This window comes from Streptomyces sp. ISL-66, from assembly GCF_018614135.1.
Classification (GTDB): domain Bacteria; phylum Actinomycetota; class Actinomycetes; order Streptomycetales; family Streptomycetaceae; genus Streptomyces.
The window spans coordinates 1-17,907 of record NZ_JAGGOW010000055.1 but is presented as its reverse complement, the minus strand read 5'-3'; the positions used below and the strand labels follow the sequence as shown (position 1 = coordinate 17,907).

Here is a 17,907-nt window from a genome sequence, read left to right as displayed (position 1 = left end):
CCCTGACCGCCGCCGGGCTGCCCGCCGCGCTGGGCCCCCGGATCCGGCGGGCAGCCGTACGGGCCTCCCGCGCGGGGACCGGGTACGAGCAGGACGGCCCGTGCGGGCCGGGTGCCCCGTACGGACCCGCCGGCCTGGGCGGCCCGGGTGCCCCGTACGGACCGCCCGGCCCGGGCGGGTCAGGTGCCCCGTACGGAGCGCCCGGCCCGGGGCGCGGGGATCCGGCCGCGCGGGACCTCGTACGCCGCTGCTACCGGACCGGCCGGGTCTGGCGCGGAGCCCTGTTGGAGAACTCCCGCTATCTCGACGTGGCCGCCGAGGTGCTGGCCCTGCGCGCCGAGCACCCGCTGACCGTGCCGGTCACCGTCCTGGCCGGCCACGACGGCACCGCGCGCGGCGCGGCCCTGCGCGGGCTGGCACGCCAGGCGGAGCTGGCCGACCGGATCGGCGCCCGCTTCGAGGTCGCGGACCCGGCCGGCCACCTGGTCATGCTGGACCGCCCCCACCACGTGGCGCGGGCGGTCCTGAACGCATCGGAGCCGTAGCCCGGGCCCGGGGCTCGAACCCGGGCCGGAGCCCATGTCGAGGCCGCGGGACGTGCCGGGGCCCGGCCGGGGGCCTCCTAGCCCCTGGCGTAGACCTTCTCGGCCCAGCCGGCTATCTGCTCGTCGGACAGGTGCTTGGCCAGATCTGCCTCGCTGATCATGCCCACGAGCCGCTTGTCCTTGATGACCGGGAGCCGGCGGATCTGGTGGCTCTGCATCTCCTCCAGGACCTCGGAGACGTCCGCGTCCGCGTCGATCCAGCGGGGGGTGCCCTGGGCCATGTCGCCCGCCGTGGTCTTGGCCGGGTCGTGGCCCTTGGCCACACAGCCGATGACGATGTCGCGGTCGGTCAGGATGCCGCAGAGCCGTTCGTCGGCGTCACTGATGGGCAGCGCGCCCACGTTGAGGCGGCTCATCAGCTGAGCCGCGCGGTCGAGGGTCTCGGTGGCGTCGATCCACTGGGCCCCGGGGTGCATGATCTCTCCGGCGGTAGTCATCGGAAATCCTCCCTGAACGCCGTAGCGGCCGGGCGCGGGTGCGCCGGCCCCGGTGTCCCCATCGTCGTTCGCCCGTTCGGACCACGCGACTCCACACGGGTGACACAGGGCCGTACGGGTGACCGCGCGGACCCCGGCCCGGCCCGCGCGGCACCCGTTCCGCCTGGTCAGCCCTTCGGCGCCGCCGGCTCGGCCCCGCGCTGCTCCAGCATGTCCGCGATGAGGGCGAGCTCCGACTGCTGAGCCGCCACCATGCCCTGCGCGAGTGCCCGCTCGACCGGGATCCCGCACTCGGCGGCGCACCCCCGGGCCATGGCGACGCCGCCCTTGTGGTGCTCGGCCATCAGCTGGAGGTAGAGCACCTCGGCGTCCCGGCCCTCGGCGGTGCCCAGCCGGGCCACCTCGTCCTTGGTGGCCATGCCGGGCATCAGGGCGCCGGGCTTGGTGACGACCCCGCCCATGTCGTGGCCTTCCATGCCGTCCGTGCCCCCGGTGCCCTTCGAGCCGTGGCCGTTCGTGCCGTGGCCCCCGGTGCCCATCCAGGACATCGGCGGCTCGTCGGCCACGACCTTCGGCAGCCCCCACAGGTCCAGCCAGCCCAGCAGCATGCCGCGCTGATTGGCCTGGGTGTTGGCGATGTCGTACGCGAGGCCGCGCACCGCCTCGTCCGCGGTCCGGTCGCGCACGATGAACGACATCTCCACCGCCTGCTGGTGGTGGACGGCCATGTCGCGGGCGAAGCCCGCGTCGGCGGAGTGGAGCCCCGGGGCGCGGGAGGACGTACCGGCGGCGGACCCGCCGGATCCGGCTCCGGTCCCGTCGCCGTCCGCGCTCGCGGCGGCGACGGTGGCCCCGACCGCGAAGAGCAGCGCGAGGCCGACGGCCGAGCCCGCGACCCAGTACGTACGGGCCGGGCGGGTCACTTGTCGGCCAGCCCGTTCGTGCATGCCGCGCCCGGCTCGGGGGTCTGCGGGCCCTGCACGTACTTGGTGAAGAACTGCGCCACGCGCGGGTCGTCCGCCTTGTCCACGGTCAGCTGCTTGCCCCAGGCGCTGAGCATGATCGTGCCGGCCTGCTCCTTGTCCGGGCTCATCAGCGTGTACGGGGTCTTGGCCACGGTCCCGGCGAGCTTCTCGACATCGGCCCCGTCGGCCTTCTCGTTGTACGTCACCCACACCGCGCCGTGCTCCAGCGAGTGGACCGCGTTCACCTCGGGCAGCTGGTTCTTGTAGACGTCGCCGTTGCAGTTCATCCAGCGGGGGCTGTGGTCGCCGCCGACCGGCGGGTTCATCTCGTACTTCACCGGGGTGTCGACGTGCTTGCGGCCCAGCTTCGCCGCGTCCCAGGTCTGCTCGCCGTCGACCGGCGCCTTGGCGGCCGCCACCTTCTCGTCCTTCTTGTTCTGCTGGTCGATCATCACCCACGCGCCGAAGCCGATCAGCCCCGTGACGACGGCCGCCGAGACGGTGATGGCGATGGCCTTGTTGCGCCGGTCGCGGATCTGGTCGGCGCGGCGCATCCGCGCTATGCGCGCCTGGCGGGAGTGGTTGTCGTCGGACTTGCTGCTGCCCATGTGCCCTGGTTCCTTCTGCTGAGGGGGGTGGAGGAGGTACGCGCGTACGCGGCCGGAGCCGGGACGGTCAGGTCCGCAGCACCCGGAGCGCGTACAGGTCGGGGCCGCGCGCGAGCGCCGAGGGCGGCCGCTGCCGCCCGGGGCGCGCGGTCCGTCCGCCGGGCACGGGCTCGCCGCCCGCCACCGCCACGGCGGGCGGCGGCACGGGCAGCACGCCCGGGGTCACGTGCGAGAACGGGGAGCAGCCGGGCAGCTCGTGCGGCGACACGCAGAAGACGTACGCCGCCTCCGCGCTCCCGGTGCGGCCGGCCACGTGCTCGGCGGCCGGGTGTCCGAGGGTCAGGTGTCCAGCGGCCGGGTACTCCGCTGCCGCGAGCCCGGGGGCCGCGTGCCCCGCCCGAGCGTGCCCCGCCCGAGCGTGCCCCGGGGCCGCGTGCCCCGTACCGGGCCGCGCGCACAGGAACACCGCGCCGGCCAGCATCCCGAAGGCCAGCAGGAGGACGGCACGCCGAGGCGGCGGACGTCGGAGGCGTCCCCGATGTATCCGCTCCGCGTGCTTCCGGCCCCCCATGGGCGCAGATGGTAATGCTCATGACGGGCCCAAGGTCAGTGCGGGGGTGCCGCAGGCTTCGCGGGGTGCGTAATCTGGCGGAAACCACGGCTGGGGATACTGGGCCGCCCCGACTGTGCCCCGGATGTGCGCCCGGTCCCCGGAGCGGTCGTGCACAGCCCGTCTGAACTGCGAGGATGAAGGTATGGACAAGCAGCAGGAATTCGTCCTCCGGACGCTCGAGGAGCGCGACATCCGCTTCGTGCGCCTGTGGTTCACCGACGTACTGGGCTTCCTCAAGTCCGTCGCGGTCGCCCCGGCGGAGCTGGAGCAGGCCTTCGACGAGGGCATCGGTTTCGACGGCTCGGCGATCGAGGGGTTCGCGCGGGTCTACGAGTCCGACATGATCGCCAAGCCGGACCCGAGCACCTTCCAGATACTGCCGTGGCGTGCGGAGGCACCCGGTACCGCCCGGATGTTCTGCGACATCCTCATGCCCGACGGCTCGCCGTCGTACGCGGACCCGCGCTACGTCCTCAAGCGCATCCTGAACAAGACCTCCGACCTCGGGTTCACCTTCTACACCCACCCCGAGATCGAGTTCTTCCTGCTGAAGGACAAGCCGCTCGACGGGACGCGCCCGGTCCCGGCGGACAACTCGGGCTATTTCGACCACACTCCGCAGAACGTCGGCATGGACTTCCGCCGCCAGGCGATCACGATGCTCGAATCCATGGGCATCTCGGTCGAGTTCAGCCACCACGAGGGCGCGCCCGGCCAGCAGGAGATCGACCTCCGCTACGCCGACGCCCTCTCCACGGCCGACAACATCATGACCTTCCGCCTGGTCATGAAGCAGGTCGCCCTGGAACAGGGCGTCCACGCCACCTTCATGCCGAAGCCCTTCTCGGAGTACCCCGGTTCGGGCATGCACACCCACCTGTCCCTCTTCGAGGGCGACCGCAACGCCTTCTACGAGTCGGGTGCCGAGTACCAGCTCTCGAAGGTCGGCCGCTCCTTCATCGCGGGCCTGCTGAAGCACGCGGCGGAGACCGCGGCGGTCACCAACCAGTGGGTCAACTCCTACAAGCGCATCTGGGGCGGCTCCTCCCGCAGCGCCGGCGCGGGCGGCGAGGCCCCTTCGTACATCTGCTGGGGCCACAACAACCGCTCGGCCCTGATCCGCGTCCCGATGTACAAGCCGGGCAAGACCGGCTCCTCCCGCGTCGAGGTCCGCTCGATCGACTCCGGCGCCAACCCGTACCTCACCTACGCCGTCCTCCTGGCCGCCGGCCTGAAGGGCATCGAGGAGGGCTACGAACTCCCGGCCGGCGCCGACGACGACGTCTGGGCCCTCTCCGACGCGGAACGCCGGGCGATGGGCATCGAACCCCTCCCGCAGAACCTCGGCGAGGCCATCTCCCTGATGGAGCGCAGCGAACTGGTCGCCGAAACCCTCGGCGAGCACGTCTTCGACTTCTTCCTCCGCAACAAGAAGCAGGAGTGGGAGGAGTACCGCAGCGAGGTCACGGCCTTCGAGCTCCGCAAGATGATGCCGGTGCTGTAACCGCAGGTCAGCGGTGATACTCCAGTCACACGGCACTCCGGGCCGACGGCACTCAGCCGTCGGCCCGGAGCCGTTCACCCCTCCTGGGCCGTCTGTGGGCCGTCAGTCGCCGGATCGGCCGCCCGGTAGACCTCATCGACGGCCCGCAGGGTGCGCTCGTGGCTGCTCGGCATCAGGTGCGTGTAGACCCGGAGCGTGAAGCCGGGGTCGCCGTGTCCGAGGTACGTGCTCAGAGCCTTGATGTTCTCCCCGGAGTCCAGCAGGACGGACGCGTAGAAGTGCCGCAGCGCGTGCATCCCGTGCTCGCGCGCGGCCTGGTGACGCTCGCCCGGCCGAGGCTCCGGGATGACGCCGGCCTGCACGAGGGCGAACTTCCACACCCGCGTGTTGAAGTCGGTGCGCAGCACCGCGCCCCCGCCCGGGAGGGAGAAAAGCAGTCGCTTGGTGACGAGCGGTCCGTCCGGCTTGAGCCAGGGAAGCCTCACGTCCACCGGCTGGAACTCCTCGCGGTGCTCCCGCAGCACCTGCCCGATACGGCGGGGGAGCGGCACATCCCGTTCCTTTCCCCGCTTGGGCGGACCGAAGACGAGGTGCCCGTTCGCCACCTTCACCTGATTGGCCACCCGTAGCCATTCACCGCGGAAGTCCTCGGGGTCGTCCTGCAGGCCGAAGATCTCACCCTGCCTGAGCCCCAGTCCCCCGCCGGCATCGGCCACTGCCCGGTACCGCTTCGGCAGCGCCGCCCGGACGGCGAAGAGCCGCTCGGTTGTCCACGGCCTGACCCGCGGAGCGACCGGCGCAGGCGCCCGGACTGTACGGGCCTTGCACGGGTTCTTCGCCAGCAACTCGCCATCCACCGCGGCAGCGAGTACGGCGGACACGCTCGCGAAGATGACGCGCCGGTACGAGGAGACCGGCAGGACCTGTTCCAGTTCGCTGAGCCGGTCGCGGATGTGCTCCGGCCGGAAGGAGTCGAGCGGCCGCGTGCCGAGGTACGGGAACGCGTGCTTGCGCCGGTGTTCGAGCACCGGGGCCGCACTTCCTTGAGCGGGGCAGGTCAGGTCGGGCGCGGGTAGTGGCTGACGCTCGGCTGGGTGTGGAACGGCTGGTCCTGGCAGTCCTCGGACCAGCTCTGGTTAGGTCTCGTGTGCAGGTCAGAGCCCTGACGGGTCCTATAAGCCGGGTGGGCTGGTTTGTCAAGTCCCGACTTTCCGTGCCGTGACCGCAGGCCCGTGGGTGGGGCGCAATGGAGTGACGGTTGACGCCGAAAGACGGCGGACGGGCAAGCGCCCCACCGAATTCCACGACCTCTCCTGAGGAGCCTTTCCCCATGACCGCCACCCGGATCCGACGTGTCGTCCCCCGCCTGATCGCCACCCTCCTGGCCGGCGGAGGCGCCTCGCTCTCCTCCACGGCTTTCACCGCTCCCACCACGACAACCGCAAGCGTCACCACCGACACCGAACATCCGAGGGGGCCAGGCATGTCGAACGCAAGATCAAAAATATCCAGGGCGTCAAGCTCAGCCGACAGAACCCTCCTCCGCCTGTATCTAGCGATTTACATTACAGCAACCGGAGTGCTTGTTCTTGTTGCAGTTACTGCCACATTGATGGCGATTGCCAATCTGCAGCCTTGGATCTTCGGGCCCATCGCGGCAGTGTCGGGCTTGACTCTTTTTCTCGCCTACCATAAACGACATCGAGAATTCCGCCTGCGCCAACACATACCAGGTCCGAAGCCTGCCTTCTTCATGGGAAATCTAGCAGATCTTTTGACGTTCGGGCAGGGGCATCGGGATCTAGCCCTGGGGAAATTGCACGAAAAATATGGGCCGATCGTTCGCATTCACCTAGGGTGGGGCTCCCGCCCTTATGTTTCAGCTAATAGGGCATCTAAGAACCTCCATAACAGATCTTTCGACTCTAATCGGCAAGCAGATAGAACCATTCTCCCCATCAGCATGATGGGGATGCCCGGCGGGGAAGAACTACAAAGCCACCGACGCTCGATCGGTAACCTTCTCAACAGGACCGCGCTAGGCCATTTCAAGCACGAGGCAGACGCATTCGCCGTTCAGTTCACCGAGAGAAACGGAGCGGACGGGGCAGGGGATCCCGAAAGCCCGACGACCCTCCTCCGTGAAGTGCAAAGCTGGAGTGCCAACTCTCTGGGACGTCTACTTTTTGGGACATCCTGGCGTTCTCCTGATCTTCCCAGGTACCTGGATTGCCTCGGGCGAATCGAAGAAGAGATCGGCTATCGCGCTTTCCATCCACCCTTCCGCCGCTTCATCTTCCTGCACCGCACCCTTCAGACTCGATCCGCGTACAGGTATCTGGCTTCAACCCTAAGCGCGATGTTGGATAATCGAGGGTGCCCTGTCGCCACCAAAGGCGCTGGAGAAGATCGCGCGACTGTCGCTGAGCGAATAAGAAAGGAGGATGGCTGGAGGCGGCGGCAGCGAATCGAAGAAGTGATGTCGCTAGTACTTGGTGGTACCGACGCCATGACATACGCCATCACTCAATCTCTTATCGAACTATCGCACAATCCGCAAATTCAGCACAAGGTGCAGGCTTCCTGGGCTCCTGCAGGGGATGGGGAACCCAGGAAAAACAAGGAGGCGTCAGAGATGGTGCGGGCGGTGTTCTACGAGACGCTGAGACTTCACCCCCCGGTTCCGTTCAGCTCCAAGTGTTCAGATCGCCTAGACGTCGAAGAGGGCGGGATCCTCATACCAGCCGGAACGAATCTCCTTTGGGCGAAACCGGCGATTGGCGTCAACCCCGAGATATTCGAGGAAGCGCTCCGATTTGATCCGAGCAGGTTCGAGGAGGGGGCTAGCCTGGCAGATTTCTTGCCATTCGGTGCCGGTCCCCGCCATTGCATCGGCAGTCAGGCTGCAGAACAACTCTGCATTGCGCTCTTGTCCCACATCCTCAGAGCATTTTCTGTGGAACCGGTTAATGACGCAGTCATGACCCTCACTGCGAAAGTTGCCGTTGTTCCTTCATGTATTCCCGTGAGACTCCAGCCGCTAACCTCGCGCTTTCACGAAGCGAGCCGTCCGGCAGTTGGTCAAAACAGCGGAAAGTGCCTCTGGCCAGCGAGGATGTGAGTCATGACTTCCTCCGCAACAAGAAGCAGGAGTGGGAGGAGTACCGCAGCGAGGTCACGGCCTTCGAGCTTCGCAAGATGATGCCGGTGCTGTAGGCGCGGGTCAGACGCCCTCCGGGGCCGGAACCACCTTCAGGGCAACTTACGGGGCCGACGGCATTCAGCCGTCGGCCCCGAGCTGTTTACTCCGATGTACTGAACATCGGTGCACTGGCGCCAGGCGTGGTGACAGGCGGAGTGGCTCGCGCCGTAGGGAGGGGGCATGGTCGTCCACACCGCGGTCCCCCTCCCCGCCGGAGCCGGAGCCGGAGCCGGAGCCGAAGCCGAAGCCGGAGCCGGAGCCGCGGCCCCCGTCGGCCCCGAGCGCGTCTGGTACGCGTCGTACGGCTCCAACATGCACATGGACCGGCTGGCCGCCTACCTCGCCGGCGGCAGGCCGCCCGGGGCCGCGCGCACGTATCCCGGCTGCCGGGACCGGCGGGCGCCGGAGCGGTCCGTCGCCGTCGAGCTCGACGGACGCCTCTACTTCGCCACCGAGTCGCCGGTGTGGACCGGGGGCAGGGGCTTCTACGATCCGACGGCGCCCGGCCGCATGCGGGCGCGGGCCCATCTGGTGACCGTGGGGCAGCTGTCGGACATCGCCGCGCAGGAGATGTACGGGGAACCGGGCACGGACCTCGACCTGAGCACGGTCCTGCGCCGGGGACGCGACGCGTTGGGGCCCGGGCGCTACGAGACGCTGATCTGCCCGGGCACGATCGAGGGCATCCCGCTGCTGACCCTCACCGCGCCGTGGACCCTCCGGGATGTCGAGCCGCTCATGCCCTCGGCCGCGTACCTGCGATACCTGGCCGGGGGCCTGCTGGAATCGGGGCCGTGGGACGAGCAGGACATCGCCGAGTACCTGTCCGCCTGCCCCGGCGCGGCCGGCAACTGGACCCCGGCCCACGTCCTGGAGCTCCTCACGGGCGACGCCGGCCGCTGAGGCCCGCCGCCGGGGGCGGGGCCCCGTGCGTGCGGCTCGGGGTCACGCCGGCGGGACCGCGCGGTGCCAGACCGGCCGGGCCTGGGTGGGGTGGGCCGTGGTGACGTGGAGTTCCGCGTCCAGGCCGAGGACCACCGTCGTGGTGGCGCCGCCCTGTTCCAGCGTGCCCGCCGGGGCGCCCGCGAACAGCATCGCGGACTCCGTCCACGCCGGCGGGCCGCCGAGGCCCGTCGTGCTGACGGTGCCCGAGTCGGCGCGGCCCGACAGGAGGCGGCCGGCCACGCCGACCGCGCCGTAGCCGGCCCGGCCGCCGGCCTCCGTGATGCTGGAGACGGCCGGCTTCGCGGTGCCCGTGCCCGCCGTGACCAGGGCGGTGCGCACGACGCCCGAGTCGGGGCGCCGGAAGTACAGGCGGACGCCCGCGGCTTCCGGGGCCGCGGTCAGGGGCACGGTGGTGGCCGGGAGCCCGGTCGGGAAGGGCCCGGCCAGCGGGGCGTCCGGAGCGGGCTGGATCCAGGCGAGCACGGACTGGGTGGTGGCGACGTAGAGGTGGCGCCGTCCGGCGGAGTCGGTGGCCGTCACGGGGTCGCTCTGCAGGTCCGCGCCGCCGAGGCGCTGCCAGTCGCCGAAGCTGCCCGAGGCCTGCTGGACACGGGCACGCAGGGTGCGGTGCGCGTCGCGGACGTACACGGTCAGGCGGCCGTCCCGGTCGGCGGCCGCGGAAGGCGCGCTGATCGAGGAGGTGCCGTCCTCGTCGTTCGCCTCGGGCGTCCCGAGCGGGACCCATGTCCCGAAGGGGCCGCCGGGCCCGGTCTGGACGGCGTAGACGATCTCGCGCCGGTAGTCCTGCGGCCGCTGGCCGAAGACGGTGCGGGTGGCGAGGACGGCGACGCGTCCGTCGGGGAGGCGGGTGGTGGTGGCGCCCGGGTCGATGCCGGTGCCGGGCAGCAGGGCCGGGCCCTGCCACGCGGCGCCGGGGCCGGTGCCGGCGCCCCGGCTCCAGACGGCCATCTGTCCGTCGAGGACGGCGAAGGCGTACAGCCGGCCGGTCGTGCCCTGGGTCAGCCAGGAGGCGTTGTCGGCGCGGGCATAGCGCAGGGACTGGGCCCAGTTGTGGCCGGTCGGGCTGCCCGCGACCTTGCGGTCGCCGCAGCCGGAGGGGGAGCCGCAGTAGTTCTGCTTGTCGTGCCAGGCGTACGTCTTGAGGAAGCCGGTCTTCGTCTCGGCGGTCTGCGGGTCCAGCGCGTGCGGCAGGCTGCCGTTGTGGTAGCCGAGGTAGCTCTGGACGGTGAAGCGCGGCCGCTGCCCGACCGGCACCCGCGCGGCGTACGAGGCAGCCGCGGCCTGCGCGAACCGGGCCCCGTACATGTGGTCCTGGTGGTCGGTGTACCTGCCGGTGTGGGCGTACCGCCCCGGCGTCGGGTCCTGCATCCGTATCGTCGTCGGCTTGTACCGTTCCAGGATCCCGGCTATCGCGGCTATGACCTGGTCCTTGGTGTACGTGTGCGCCTGCTTGACCGGGGTGCCGGAGGCGAGCTGGGGCGCGAGCGCGGGTATCCGGCCGTACCAGAGGCCGCGCAGGCTGTCCGCGGTGTCCGCGACGGGGGCGCGGGACTCGCGCATCTGGAGCCAGACGAGGTTGACGTTCGGCTTCGCGATGAGGACGTCGAGCTCGGCCTGGCCGCCGCCCGCCGTGGGTATGACCGTACGCCGCCAGGCGCTGGTGCGGTCGCCGGTGGCCATCTCGGCGTAGGCCGACCGTATGCCGTTCTGCCGGGCCTCCGAGTAGTGGGCGCGGTCGGCGGGCTGCTCCGGGTCCTTGGCCGCGCCGCCGCCGGCCTCGTTGCGGCCGTCCGCTTCGCCGGAGGTGAGGTACAGGGTGGTGAGCGGGGTGCCGGACAGCAGGGAGCGGCTGAGGTCCGGGTTCATGAAGAAGAGGTCGTCGTCGGGGTGGGCGACGACCTGGACGACCGATCCGGAGGTGGTGCTCGCGGGCAGGGCGGCCGCCGGATCCGTCCCCGGGTTGCCTTCGGCGGCCGTCTGCTGGCCGGAGGCCACGGCGAGCACGCCGGTGACGCCGACGGTGAGCATCGGGAGCACGGTGGCGAGGAGGAAGCGGCGGCGGGATACGGGCATCGGTTGCGCCTTGGGGTCGTTCCGGCGGAAGAGAGGACCGCTGAGCAGCCGTCGGTCAGGGTCGGCCAGTCGGTGTCGGTCAGTCAATGAGAGGCCAATTCGGGCAACTTGGTTCACCTAGTCGGCCGATGACTTCTGATTTCCGGAAGTGACCGTCTGCAAGGGTGCCGTGTGTGCGCTTCGTACGCGTATGTGACCGGTATGTGGACGCCGTTCATCCCGCCGTATACCAAAAAACGCCCCGATAAGGGGCGTTGATTGAGTGATGTGACTAATATCCGAGAGGTCCAATATATCAGTGATACGGGATATTTTGCGCCCATGTGCCCCTGCCCCTCAGGGCGTCTACGGCCCCGCCGTCCGCGGTCCCACGGGCCGCCACGGCGCGAGGTGCGCGTCCGCGTCGTCGGCCGACGAGGTCACGTACAGCCGTGCGTCCAGCCCCACCACCGCCAGGCTCACCATGCTCTTGCCGGTCATCGTCGACGAAGGCGCTCCGACGAACATCAGCGGCGACCGCTCCCACGGCCGCCCCCACCCGACGTCCGAGCCCAGCTGCCCGCCCGAGGCCCGTCCGGCCAGCAGGTGGCCGCTCGCCGTCACCGAGCCGAAGCCCGACAGCCCGCCGAGGTCGGCGAGGCCGCTCACCTTGAGCTTGCCGTCGACCGTGACCAGGGCGGTGCGGACGTTGCCCGAGCCCGGCTTGCGGAACCACAGCCGCACGCCGCCCTCGCGCCCCTCCGCCGTGATCGGCAGGGCCGTGTCCGGCAGTCCGGTCGCCGTGGCCGGACCCAGCGCGGCGCCCGGCTCGGGCTGCACCCAGCCCAGCACGGTCTTGGTGGTCGCGGCCAGGACGACGCGCCGGCCGGCCCCGTCGGTCGCGGCGGCCGGGCTGCCGTGCAGGTCGGAGCCGCCGTGGTGGTCCCACGGACCCCAGTGGCCGTCGGTCGACTGGACCCGTCCGCGCAGGGTGTACGCGCCGTCGCGGACGTAGACCGCCAGCTGCCCCGAGCCGTCGACGGCCACCGCCGGCGCGCTGATGTCGGAGGTCCAGTCCTCGTCGCAGGCCTCCGGCGTGCCGAGCACCGTCCAGTCCTCGAACTCCTCGGAGCCGGGTTCCTGCTGGACGGTGTAGACGATTTCGCGCTTGTAGTCGGCGGGCCCGGCGCCGAAGGAGGTGCGGGTACCGAAGGCGGCGATCCGGCCGTCCTTCAGCGTGACGGTGGAGATCCCCTGGTCCATGAGGGTGCCGGGGGCGCCGGGGAGCAGTCGCGGGCCGCTCCACTCGCCGAGCAGGCCCGCCCGGTGCCACAGGGCGAGCCGCCCGTCGAGCACCTTGAACGCCCACAGCCCGTACTCCTTGTCGGAGGTCAGCCAGGAGGTGCTGGTGCCGCGCGCGTAGTTGATGGAGGAGGTCCAGTTGTTGCCCTGGGGGTGCTCGGCGACCTTGAGGTCACCGCAGCCCGCGACGCTGCCGCAGTGGTTCTGCTTGTCGGTCCACGCGTACGTGTCCAGTATGTCCAGCTTCTCCTTGGCCTCGTCCGGGTCGAGCGCGCTGGGGAGCGAGCCGTTGAAGTAGCCGAGGTAGTTCTGCACCGCGAAGTGCGGACGGTCCTGGGCCTCGACGTCCTGCGCGTACGCGCCGAGCGCGACCTGGACGAAGCGGGCGCCGTAGAAGTGGTCCTGGTGGTCGGTGTACCGCTTCGTGCCGGGGAACCGGCCGGGGGAGGGGTCCTGCGAGCGGATGGTGGTCGGTTCGTAGCGCTCCAGGACTCCGAGGAGGGTCTGGACGACCTGGTCCTTCGTGTACGCGAAGTCCTGCTTGACCGGAGTGCCGGAGGCGAGCATCGACTCCAGGCGGGGGACCTTGCCGTCCCAGAGGCCGTGGAGGCTGTCGGGGCGTTCCGCGTAGACGTTGCCGGCCTCGCGCAGCTGCAGCCAGACCAGGTTGACCGCGGGCTTCGCGACGAGGACGTCGAGCTCGGCGTGGCCGCCGCCCCCGGTTGGTATGACGGTGCGCTTCCAGGCACTGCCCCGGTTTCCGGTGGCCATCTTCGCGTAGGCGGCGCGTATGCCGTTCTGGCGGGCCTCGGCGTAGGCGGGCTTGTCGGGCGGGGTGGTGGACTGCTCGTCGGAGCCGGCGTTGACGCCGTCGGCCTCGCCCGAGGTGAGGTACACCGAGGTGACGGGGTGGCCGGAGGCTATGGAGTAGCACAGGTCCGGGTTCATGAAGTAGAGGTCGTCGTCGGGGTGCGCCACGATCTGGAGCACCCGGCCGGGATCGGGCCCGTCCGCGGGCGCGGCGGCCGGCACGGACGCCTGGGAGAGGGGGGCGCCGATGGTGGTGAGGCCCTGGAGGGCGTCGTTGCCCCGGAGCACGAGCATGGTGCCGGCGGCGGTGGCGGCGCAGAATCCGACGACTTTGACGAGCCTGGCCCGGCGGGTACGGGTCCCCGGGCGCGGGGCGTCGGCGTCGTGGTGGCCGGAGCCGTGGTGGCCGGAGCCGTGCGGGCCGGAGCCGTGGTGGCCGGAGCCGTGCGGGCCGGAGTCGCGTGGGCCGGAGCCGTGCGGGCTGGAGTCGCGTGGGCCGGAGCCGTGCGGGCTGGAGTCGCGTGGGCTGGAGTCGCGTGGGCCGGAACCGTGGTGGGCGGAGTGGCGCGGGCGGGAGTCGTCAGGGCCGCGACCGCGCAGGCCGGAGTCGTCCCGGGACACGGGTTCGGGCATCGGGACTCCTCCAGGCCGGTCGGCGGGGAGCGGGCCCCATCACGTCGCATTCTCCGGATAATCTGACAATCCGCCCCATCGTACGGGTCGGTGAGCCGAAGGCCTGCTCCGGCTAGGCTCTCCCCGGGCGATCACGGACCGCACCCGCGACCACGGGACCCGCGAACCGCCCGGCCAGGGCAGAGGCAGAGGCAGAGGCAGAGCAGCCGACGTACGCGGGAGGCGGCGGGATGACAGTCCCGGGACGCAGGAGCAGTACCTTCAGCCGGCTGCTGCGCAGCGGCTTCACCGACCTCGCCGCCGCCACCCGGCTGCTCGACTCCGGGGCCCTGGCCGCCGTACGCACCGATCCGGTGCTCCTCGACGCCCTCGGAGCCACCGCGGACCCCGACCTCGCCCTCCTCGGACTCGTCCGGCTCGCCGAGGCGCAGAGCGACGACGAGCGGCCCCTCCTCCTCGACACGCTCGTCAGCGCCAAACCCCTCCGCGACCGCCTCCTCGGCGTGCTCGGCGCCTCCGAGGCCCTCGCCGACCACCTCGCCCGCCACCCCCAGGACTGGCGGGCCCTCGTCACCTACGAGGCCGCCGACCTGCACCCGGGGCTCCCCGAGTTCGAACAGGGCCTGGCCGGCGCCCACGACCCCGTAGCCCTGCGCGTCGCCTACCGCCGCTGCCTGCTCTCCATCGCCGCCCGCGACGTCTGCGGCACCACCGACGTGGCCCAGGCCGCCGCCGAGCTCGCCGACCTCGCCACCGCCACGCTGCGCGCCGCCCTGCGCATCGCCGCTGCCGCCGCCCCCGCGGACGCGGCCGCCTGCCGGCTCGCCGTCATCGCCATGGGGAAGTGCGGCGGCCACGAGCTGAACTACGTCTCCGACGTCGACGTCATCTTCGTGGGCGACGCCACACCCGGGACCGACGAGGGCGAGGCCGTCCAAGCCGCCACCCGCCTCGCCTCCCACCTCATGCGGATCTGCTCCGAGACCACCGTCGAAGGCACCATCTGGCCCGTCGACGCCAACCTCCGCCCCGAGGGAAGAAACGGTCCGCTCGTCCGCACCCTCGCCTCCCACCTCGCCTACTACCAGCGCTGGGCCAAGACCTGGGAGTTCCAGGCCCTCCTCAAGGCCCGCGCCGTCGCCGGCGACGAAACGCTCGGCGCCGAGTACATCCAAGCCATAACCCCCCTCGTCTGGCAGGCCGCCGAACGCGAGAACTTCGTCGCCGACGTCCAGAAGATGCGCCGCCGCGTCGTCGACAACATCCCCGCCGCCCAGGTCGAGCGCGAACTGAAACTCGGCCCCGGCGGCCTGCGCGACGTCGAGTTCGCCGTACAGCTCCTCCAGCTCGTCCACGGCCGCTCCGACGCCACCCTGCATTCCGGCAGCACCCTCGACGCCCTGCACGCCCTGGCCGCCGGCGGCTACGTCGGGCGCGCCGACGCCGCCCAGCTGAACGACGCCTACCGCTTCCTGCGCGCCATGGAACACCGCATCCAGCTCTACCGGCTGCGCCGCACCCACCTCGTCCCCGAAGACGAGGCCGACCTGCGCCGCCTCGGCCGCTCCATGGGCCTGCGCACCGAACCCGTCGCCGAGCTCAACAAGGCCTGGCGCCGGCACGCCTCCGTCGTCCGCCGCCTGCACGAGAAGCTCTTCTACCGCCCGCTCCTCGACGCCGTCGCCCAGCTCGCCCCCGGCGAGACCCGGCTCTCCCCCCGCGCCGCGGGCCAGCGCCTCGAAGCCCTCGGGTACGCCGACCCGGCCGCCGCCCTGCGCCACCTCGAAGCGCTCGCCTCGGGCGTCACCCGCAAGGCCGCCATCCAGCGCACCCTGCTGCCGGTCCTCCTCGGCTGGTTCGCCGACTCCGCCGACCCGGACGCCGGCCTCCTCGGCTTCCGCAAGGTCTCCGACGCCCTCGGCAAGACCCCCTGGTACCTGCGGCTCCTGCGCGACGAAGGCGCCGCCGCGGAGAACCTCGCCCGCGTCCTGTCCGCCGGCCGCCTCGCCCCCGACCTCCTGATGCGCGCCCCCGAAGCCGTCGCCCTGCTCGGCGACCCCGAAGGCCTGCTGCCCCGTACCCGCGAAGCCCTCGAACAAGAGGTGCTCGCCGCCGTCGGCCGCGCCGAGACCCCCGAAGCGGGCGTGGCCGCCGTCCGCGGAGTCCGCCGCCGCGAGCTGTTCCGCACCACCGCCGCCGACATCATCGGCTCCTACGGTACGGAGGACAGCCCGGCCGAGGAGGACCACGGAGCCTTGGTCGACCGGGTCGGGAACGCCGTCTCCGACCTCACCGCCGCCACCGTCGCCGGCGCCCTGCGCGCCGCCGTCCAGGGCCACTGGGGCGACACCCTGCCCACCCGCTTCGCGATCATCGGCGTCGGCCGCTTCGGCGGCCACGAGCTCGGCTACGGCTCCGACGCCGACGTCCTCTTCGTCCACGCACCCCGCGAAGGCGTCGACGAACAAGAGGCCGCGAAGGCGGCCCAGGCCGTCGTCGCCGACATGCGCAGGCTCCTCCAGCTGCCCACCGCGGACCCGCCGCTGCTCATCGACGCCGACCTGCGCCCCGAAGGCCGCTCCGGACCGCTGGTGCGCACCCTCCCCTCCTACGCCGCCTACTACCGCCGCTGGTCCCTGACCTGGGAGTCCCAGGCCCTGCTGCGCGCCGAACCGATCGCGGGCGACGCCGAGCTCGGGGCCCGCTTCATCGAGCTGATCGACCCGCTGCGCTATCCGACGGACGGCCTCGGCGAGGACGCGGTACGCGAGATCCGGCGGCTCAAGGCCCGGATGGAATCCGAACGCCTGCCCCGCGGCGCCGACCCGACCCTCCACACCAAACTGGGCCGCGGAGGCCTCAGCGACGTCGAGTGGACCGTCCAGCTGATCCAGATGCGGCACGCCTGGGCCGAACCGGGCCTGCGCACGACCCGGACCCGCGAGGCGCTGGCCGCCGCCCATGCGGCCGGGCTGATCCCGACGGAGGAGGCGCAGATCCTCGACGAGGCCTGGGTGCTGGCCACCCGGGTCCGCAACGCCGTGATGCTGGTCCGCGGCCGCGCCGGGGACACCTTCCCCTCCGACACGCGCGAACTGGCGGCGGTCGGCCGCTACCTCGGCTATCCGGAGGGCCGGGTCGGCGAGATGCTGGACGACTACCGCCGCATCACCCGCCGCGCGCGTGCCGTGGTGGAGGAGCTGTTCTACGGCGCGTAGGGCCTCGCCGCCGACCCCTGTACGGCGGCGAAGCCCTACGCGTGCCCCCGCGGGCTACGGGAGGGGCTTGTCGTAGCCCTTGTCCTGGTCGGAGTCGTAGATCTGCCGGCCCTGGGCGTCGTAGCCCCGGATCCGCGGGGCCGTGGTGACGGGCCGGTCCAGGACGCCGGTGGCGGCGAACCAGCCGCGGTCGAGGGCCGCTTCGACGGTGGCGCCGCCGTAGCTGACGGTGATCCGGGCCACGTCGGAGGTGACGGTGCCGATGCTGCCCCAGCGGTACGGCAGCCTCCAGGCGCCCTCGGAGCGCAGCCGCTGGAGGTAGAGCTTGCCCGCGTTGATGTCGGGGGCCACCGCGGCTCCGCCTTCGGGCTTCCCGCTCCCGCCGGAGGAGGAGTTCCAGCTGGAGGCCCGGCCTTCCTTGACGGAGCAGATCAGCCGGGGCTGTGACGGAGCGTCCTTGACGGCGACGATGAGCTGCCCGTCCCCCGGGGAGTTGTCGTTGCCGGTGCTGCGCTGGGCGAGCAGGATCCGGTAGTCGGCGGGCCGGCCCGGGTCCGGCCGCTGGTTCTCCGGCGCCGCGGAGTACGTCCGGTCGGCGTCGAGGCACATCTCCAGCCCGGCGGCCGCCTCCTGGAGCGTGATCCCGTCGGCGAGCTGCCCGGGAGTCGCGGGTGCGGCAGGCCCCGGGGGCGGCTGGGGGGACGGCGGGGACGTGGTCGGTCCCGGTCCGCCGCCCGCCGCGGACACCTGCTCCGAAGGGCCGCCGCTGGTGCCGGCGAGGGCGAGCGCCGTGGCCGGTAGGACGGCCAGCACGAACAGGGCGGCTCCCGCCACCGCCAGCCGGCGCCGCCGCTGCTCCGTGCGGCCCTGCCGGACGATCTCCGGATACGGCACGGCCGCGGGCCGTACGCCCTCGGCGCCCCGGGCCATCCATTCCCGCAGGTCCAGCTCGAACGCGTCGCCCTGCGCGCCGATCCGGCGGCCGCCGGGCC

The 17,907-nt window shown here is 71.6% G+C and carries 13 protein-coding genes and 1 pseudogene; 6 read left to right on the top strand and 8 right to left on the bottom strand.

Features of this window, described 5'->3' with window-relative positions; translation table 11 throughout:
- A partial coding sequence (locus J7E97_RS11880; protein WP_374224136.1) for an alpha/beta fold hydrolase occupies positions 1-545 on the top strand: 545 nt, incomplete at its 5' end.
- 77 nt (positions 546-622) lie between these two features.
- Here the strand turns inward: J7E97_RS11880 and J7E97_RS11875 are convergent.
- From J7E97_RS11875 to J7E97_RS11860, 4 genes are all read right to left on the bottom strand, one after another.
- On the bottom strand, positions 623-1,042 hold the full coding sequence (locus J7E97_RS11875; protein WP_215025580.1) for a CBS domain-containing protein: 420 nt from the start codon (positions 1,040-1,042) through the stop codon (positions 623-625).
- Positions 1,043-1,209: 167 nt separating this feature from the next.
- Positions 1,210-1,989: a DUF305 domain-containing protein gene (locus J7E97_RS11870; RefSeq protein ID WP_215025577.1), complete on the bottom strand. Its 780-nt coding sequence runs from the start codon at positions 1,987-1,989 to the stop codon at positions 1,210-1,212.
- On the bottom strand, positions 1,962-2,615 hold the full coding sequence (locus tag J7E97_RS11865) for a DUF3105 domain-containing protein (RefSeq protein ID WP_215025574.1): 654 nt from the start codon (positions 2,613-2,615) through the stop codon (positions 1,962-1,964). The genes J7E97_RS11870 and J7E97_RS11865 overlap by 28 nt, the downstream gene beginning before the upstream one ends.
- Positions 2,616-2,682: 67 nt before the next feature.
- Complete coding sequence (locus J7E97_RS11860; RefSeq protein ID WP_215025572.1) at positions 2,683-3,186, bottom strand: hypothetical protein; 504 nt, start codon at positions 3,184-3,186, stop codon at positions 2,683-2,685.
- A gap of 184 nt (positions 3,187-3,370) precedes the next feature.
- On the opposite strand from J7E97_RS11860, the gene glnA reads away from it, so the two are divergent.
- Positions 3,371-4,732, top strand: a complete 1,362-nt coding sequence (gene glnA / locus J7E97_RS11855; RefSeq protein WP_215025569.1) for a type I glutamate--ammonia ligase — start codon at positions 3,371-3,373, stop codon at positions 4,730-4,732.
- Positions 4,733-4,806: 74 nt separating this feature from the next.
- Here the strand turns inward: glnA and J7E97_RS11850 are convergent, their stop codons facing one another.
- Entirely contained in the window at positions 4,807-5,760 is a 954-nt protein-coding gene (locus tag J7E97_RS11850) for a site-specific integrase (RefSeq protein ID WP_215025566.1), read from the bottom strand.
- A gap of 302 nt (positions 5,761-6,062) precedes the next feature.
- Between J7E97_RS11850 and J7E97_RS11845 the strand changes: the two genes are divergently transcribed.
- From J7E97_RS11845 to J7E97_RS11835, 3 genes and pseudogenes are all read left to right on the top strand, one after another.
- Positions 6,063-7,853: a cytochrome P450 gene (locus J7E97_RS11845; RefSeq protein ID WP_215025563.1), complete on the top strand. Its 1,791-nt coding sequence runs from the start codon at positions 6,063-6,065 to the stop codon at positions 7,851-7,853.
- A pseudogene (locus J7E97_RS11840) lies at positions 7,844-7,948 on the top strand (glutamine synthetase); the annotation flags it as partial. The gene J7E97_RS11845 and the pseudogene J7E97_RS11840, both read left to right, overlap by 10 nt.
- A gap of 298 nt (positions 7,949-8,246) precedes the next feature.
- On the top strand, positions 8,247-8,837 hold the full coding sequence (locus J7E97_RS11835) for a histone deacetylase (protein WP_215025586.1): 591 nt from the start codon (positions 8,247-8,249) through the stop codon (positions 8,835-8,837).
- 42 nt (positions 8,838-8,879) lie between these two features.
- Here J7E97_RS11835 and J7E97_RS11830 read toward each other — a convergent pair whose 3' ends face one another.
- Together J7E97_RS11830 and J7E97_RS11825 are read right to left on the bottom strand one after the other, a co-directional pair.
- Positions 8,880-10,973: a PIG-L family deacetylase gene (locus J7E97_RS11830; protein ID WP_215025560.1), complete on the bottom strand. Its 2,094-nt coding sequence runs from the start codon at positions 10,971-10,973 to the stop codon at positions 8,880-8,882.
- 345 nt (positions 10,974-11,318) lie between these two features.
- Positions 11,319-13,697: a PIG-L family deacetylase gene (locus J7E97_RS11825; RefSeq protein ID WP_215025558.1), complete on the bottom strand. Its 2,379-nt coding sequence runs from the start codon at positions 13,695-13,697 to the stop codon at positions 11,319-11,321.
- A 230-nt stretch (positions 13,698-13,927) separates the two neighbouring features.
- Here J7E97_RS11825 and J7E97_RS11820 point away from each other — a divergent pair, with 230 nt between their 5' ends.
- Positions 13,928-16,915 carry a bifunctional [glutamine synthetase] adenylyltransferase/[glutamine synthetase]-adenylyl-L-tyrosine phosphorylase gene (locus J7E97_RS11820; protein ID WP_215025554.1) on the top strand — a complete coding sequence of 996 codons (2,988 nt, stop codon included), beginning with the start codon at positions 13,928-13,930 and terminating at the stop codon, positions 16,913-16,915.
- A gap of 54 nt (positions 16,916-16,969) precedes the next feature.
- Here J7E97_RS11820 and J7E97_RS11815 read toward each other — a convergent pair.
- The coding region (locus J7E97_RS11815) for a hypothetical protein (protein ID WP_308346467.1) at positions 16,970-17,907 on the bottom strand (938 nt) is incomplete at its 5' end.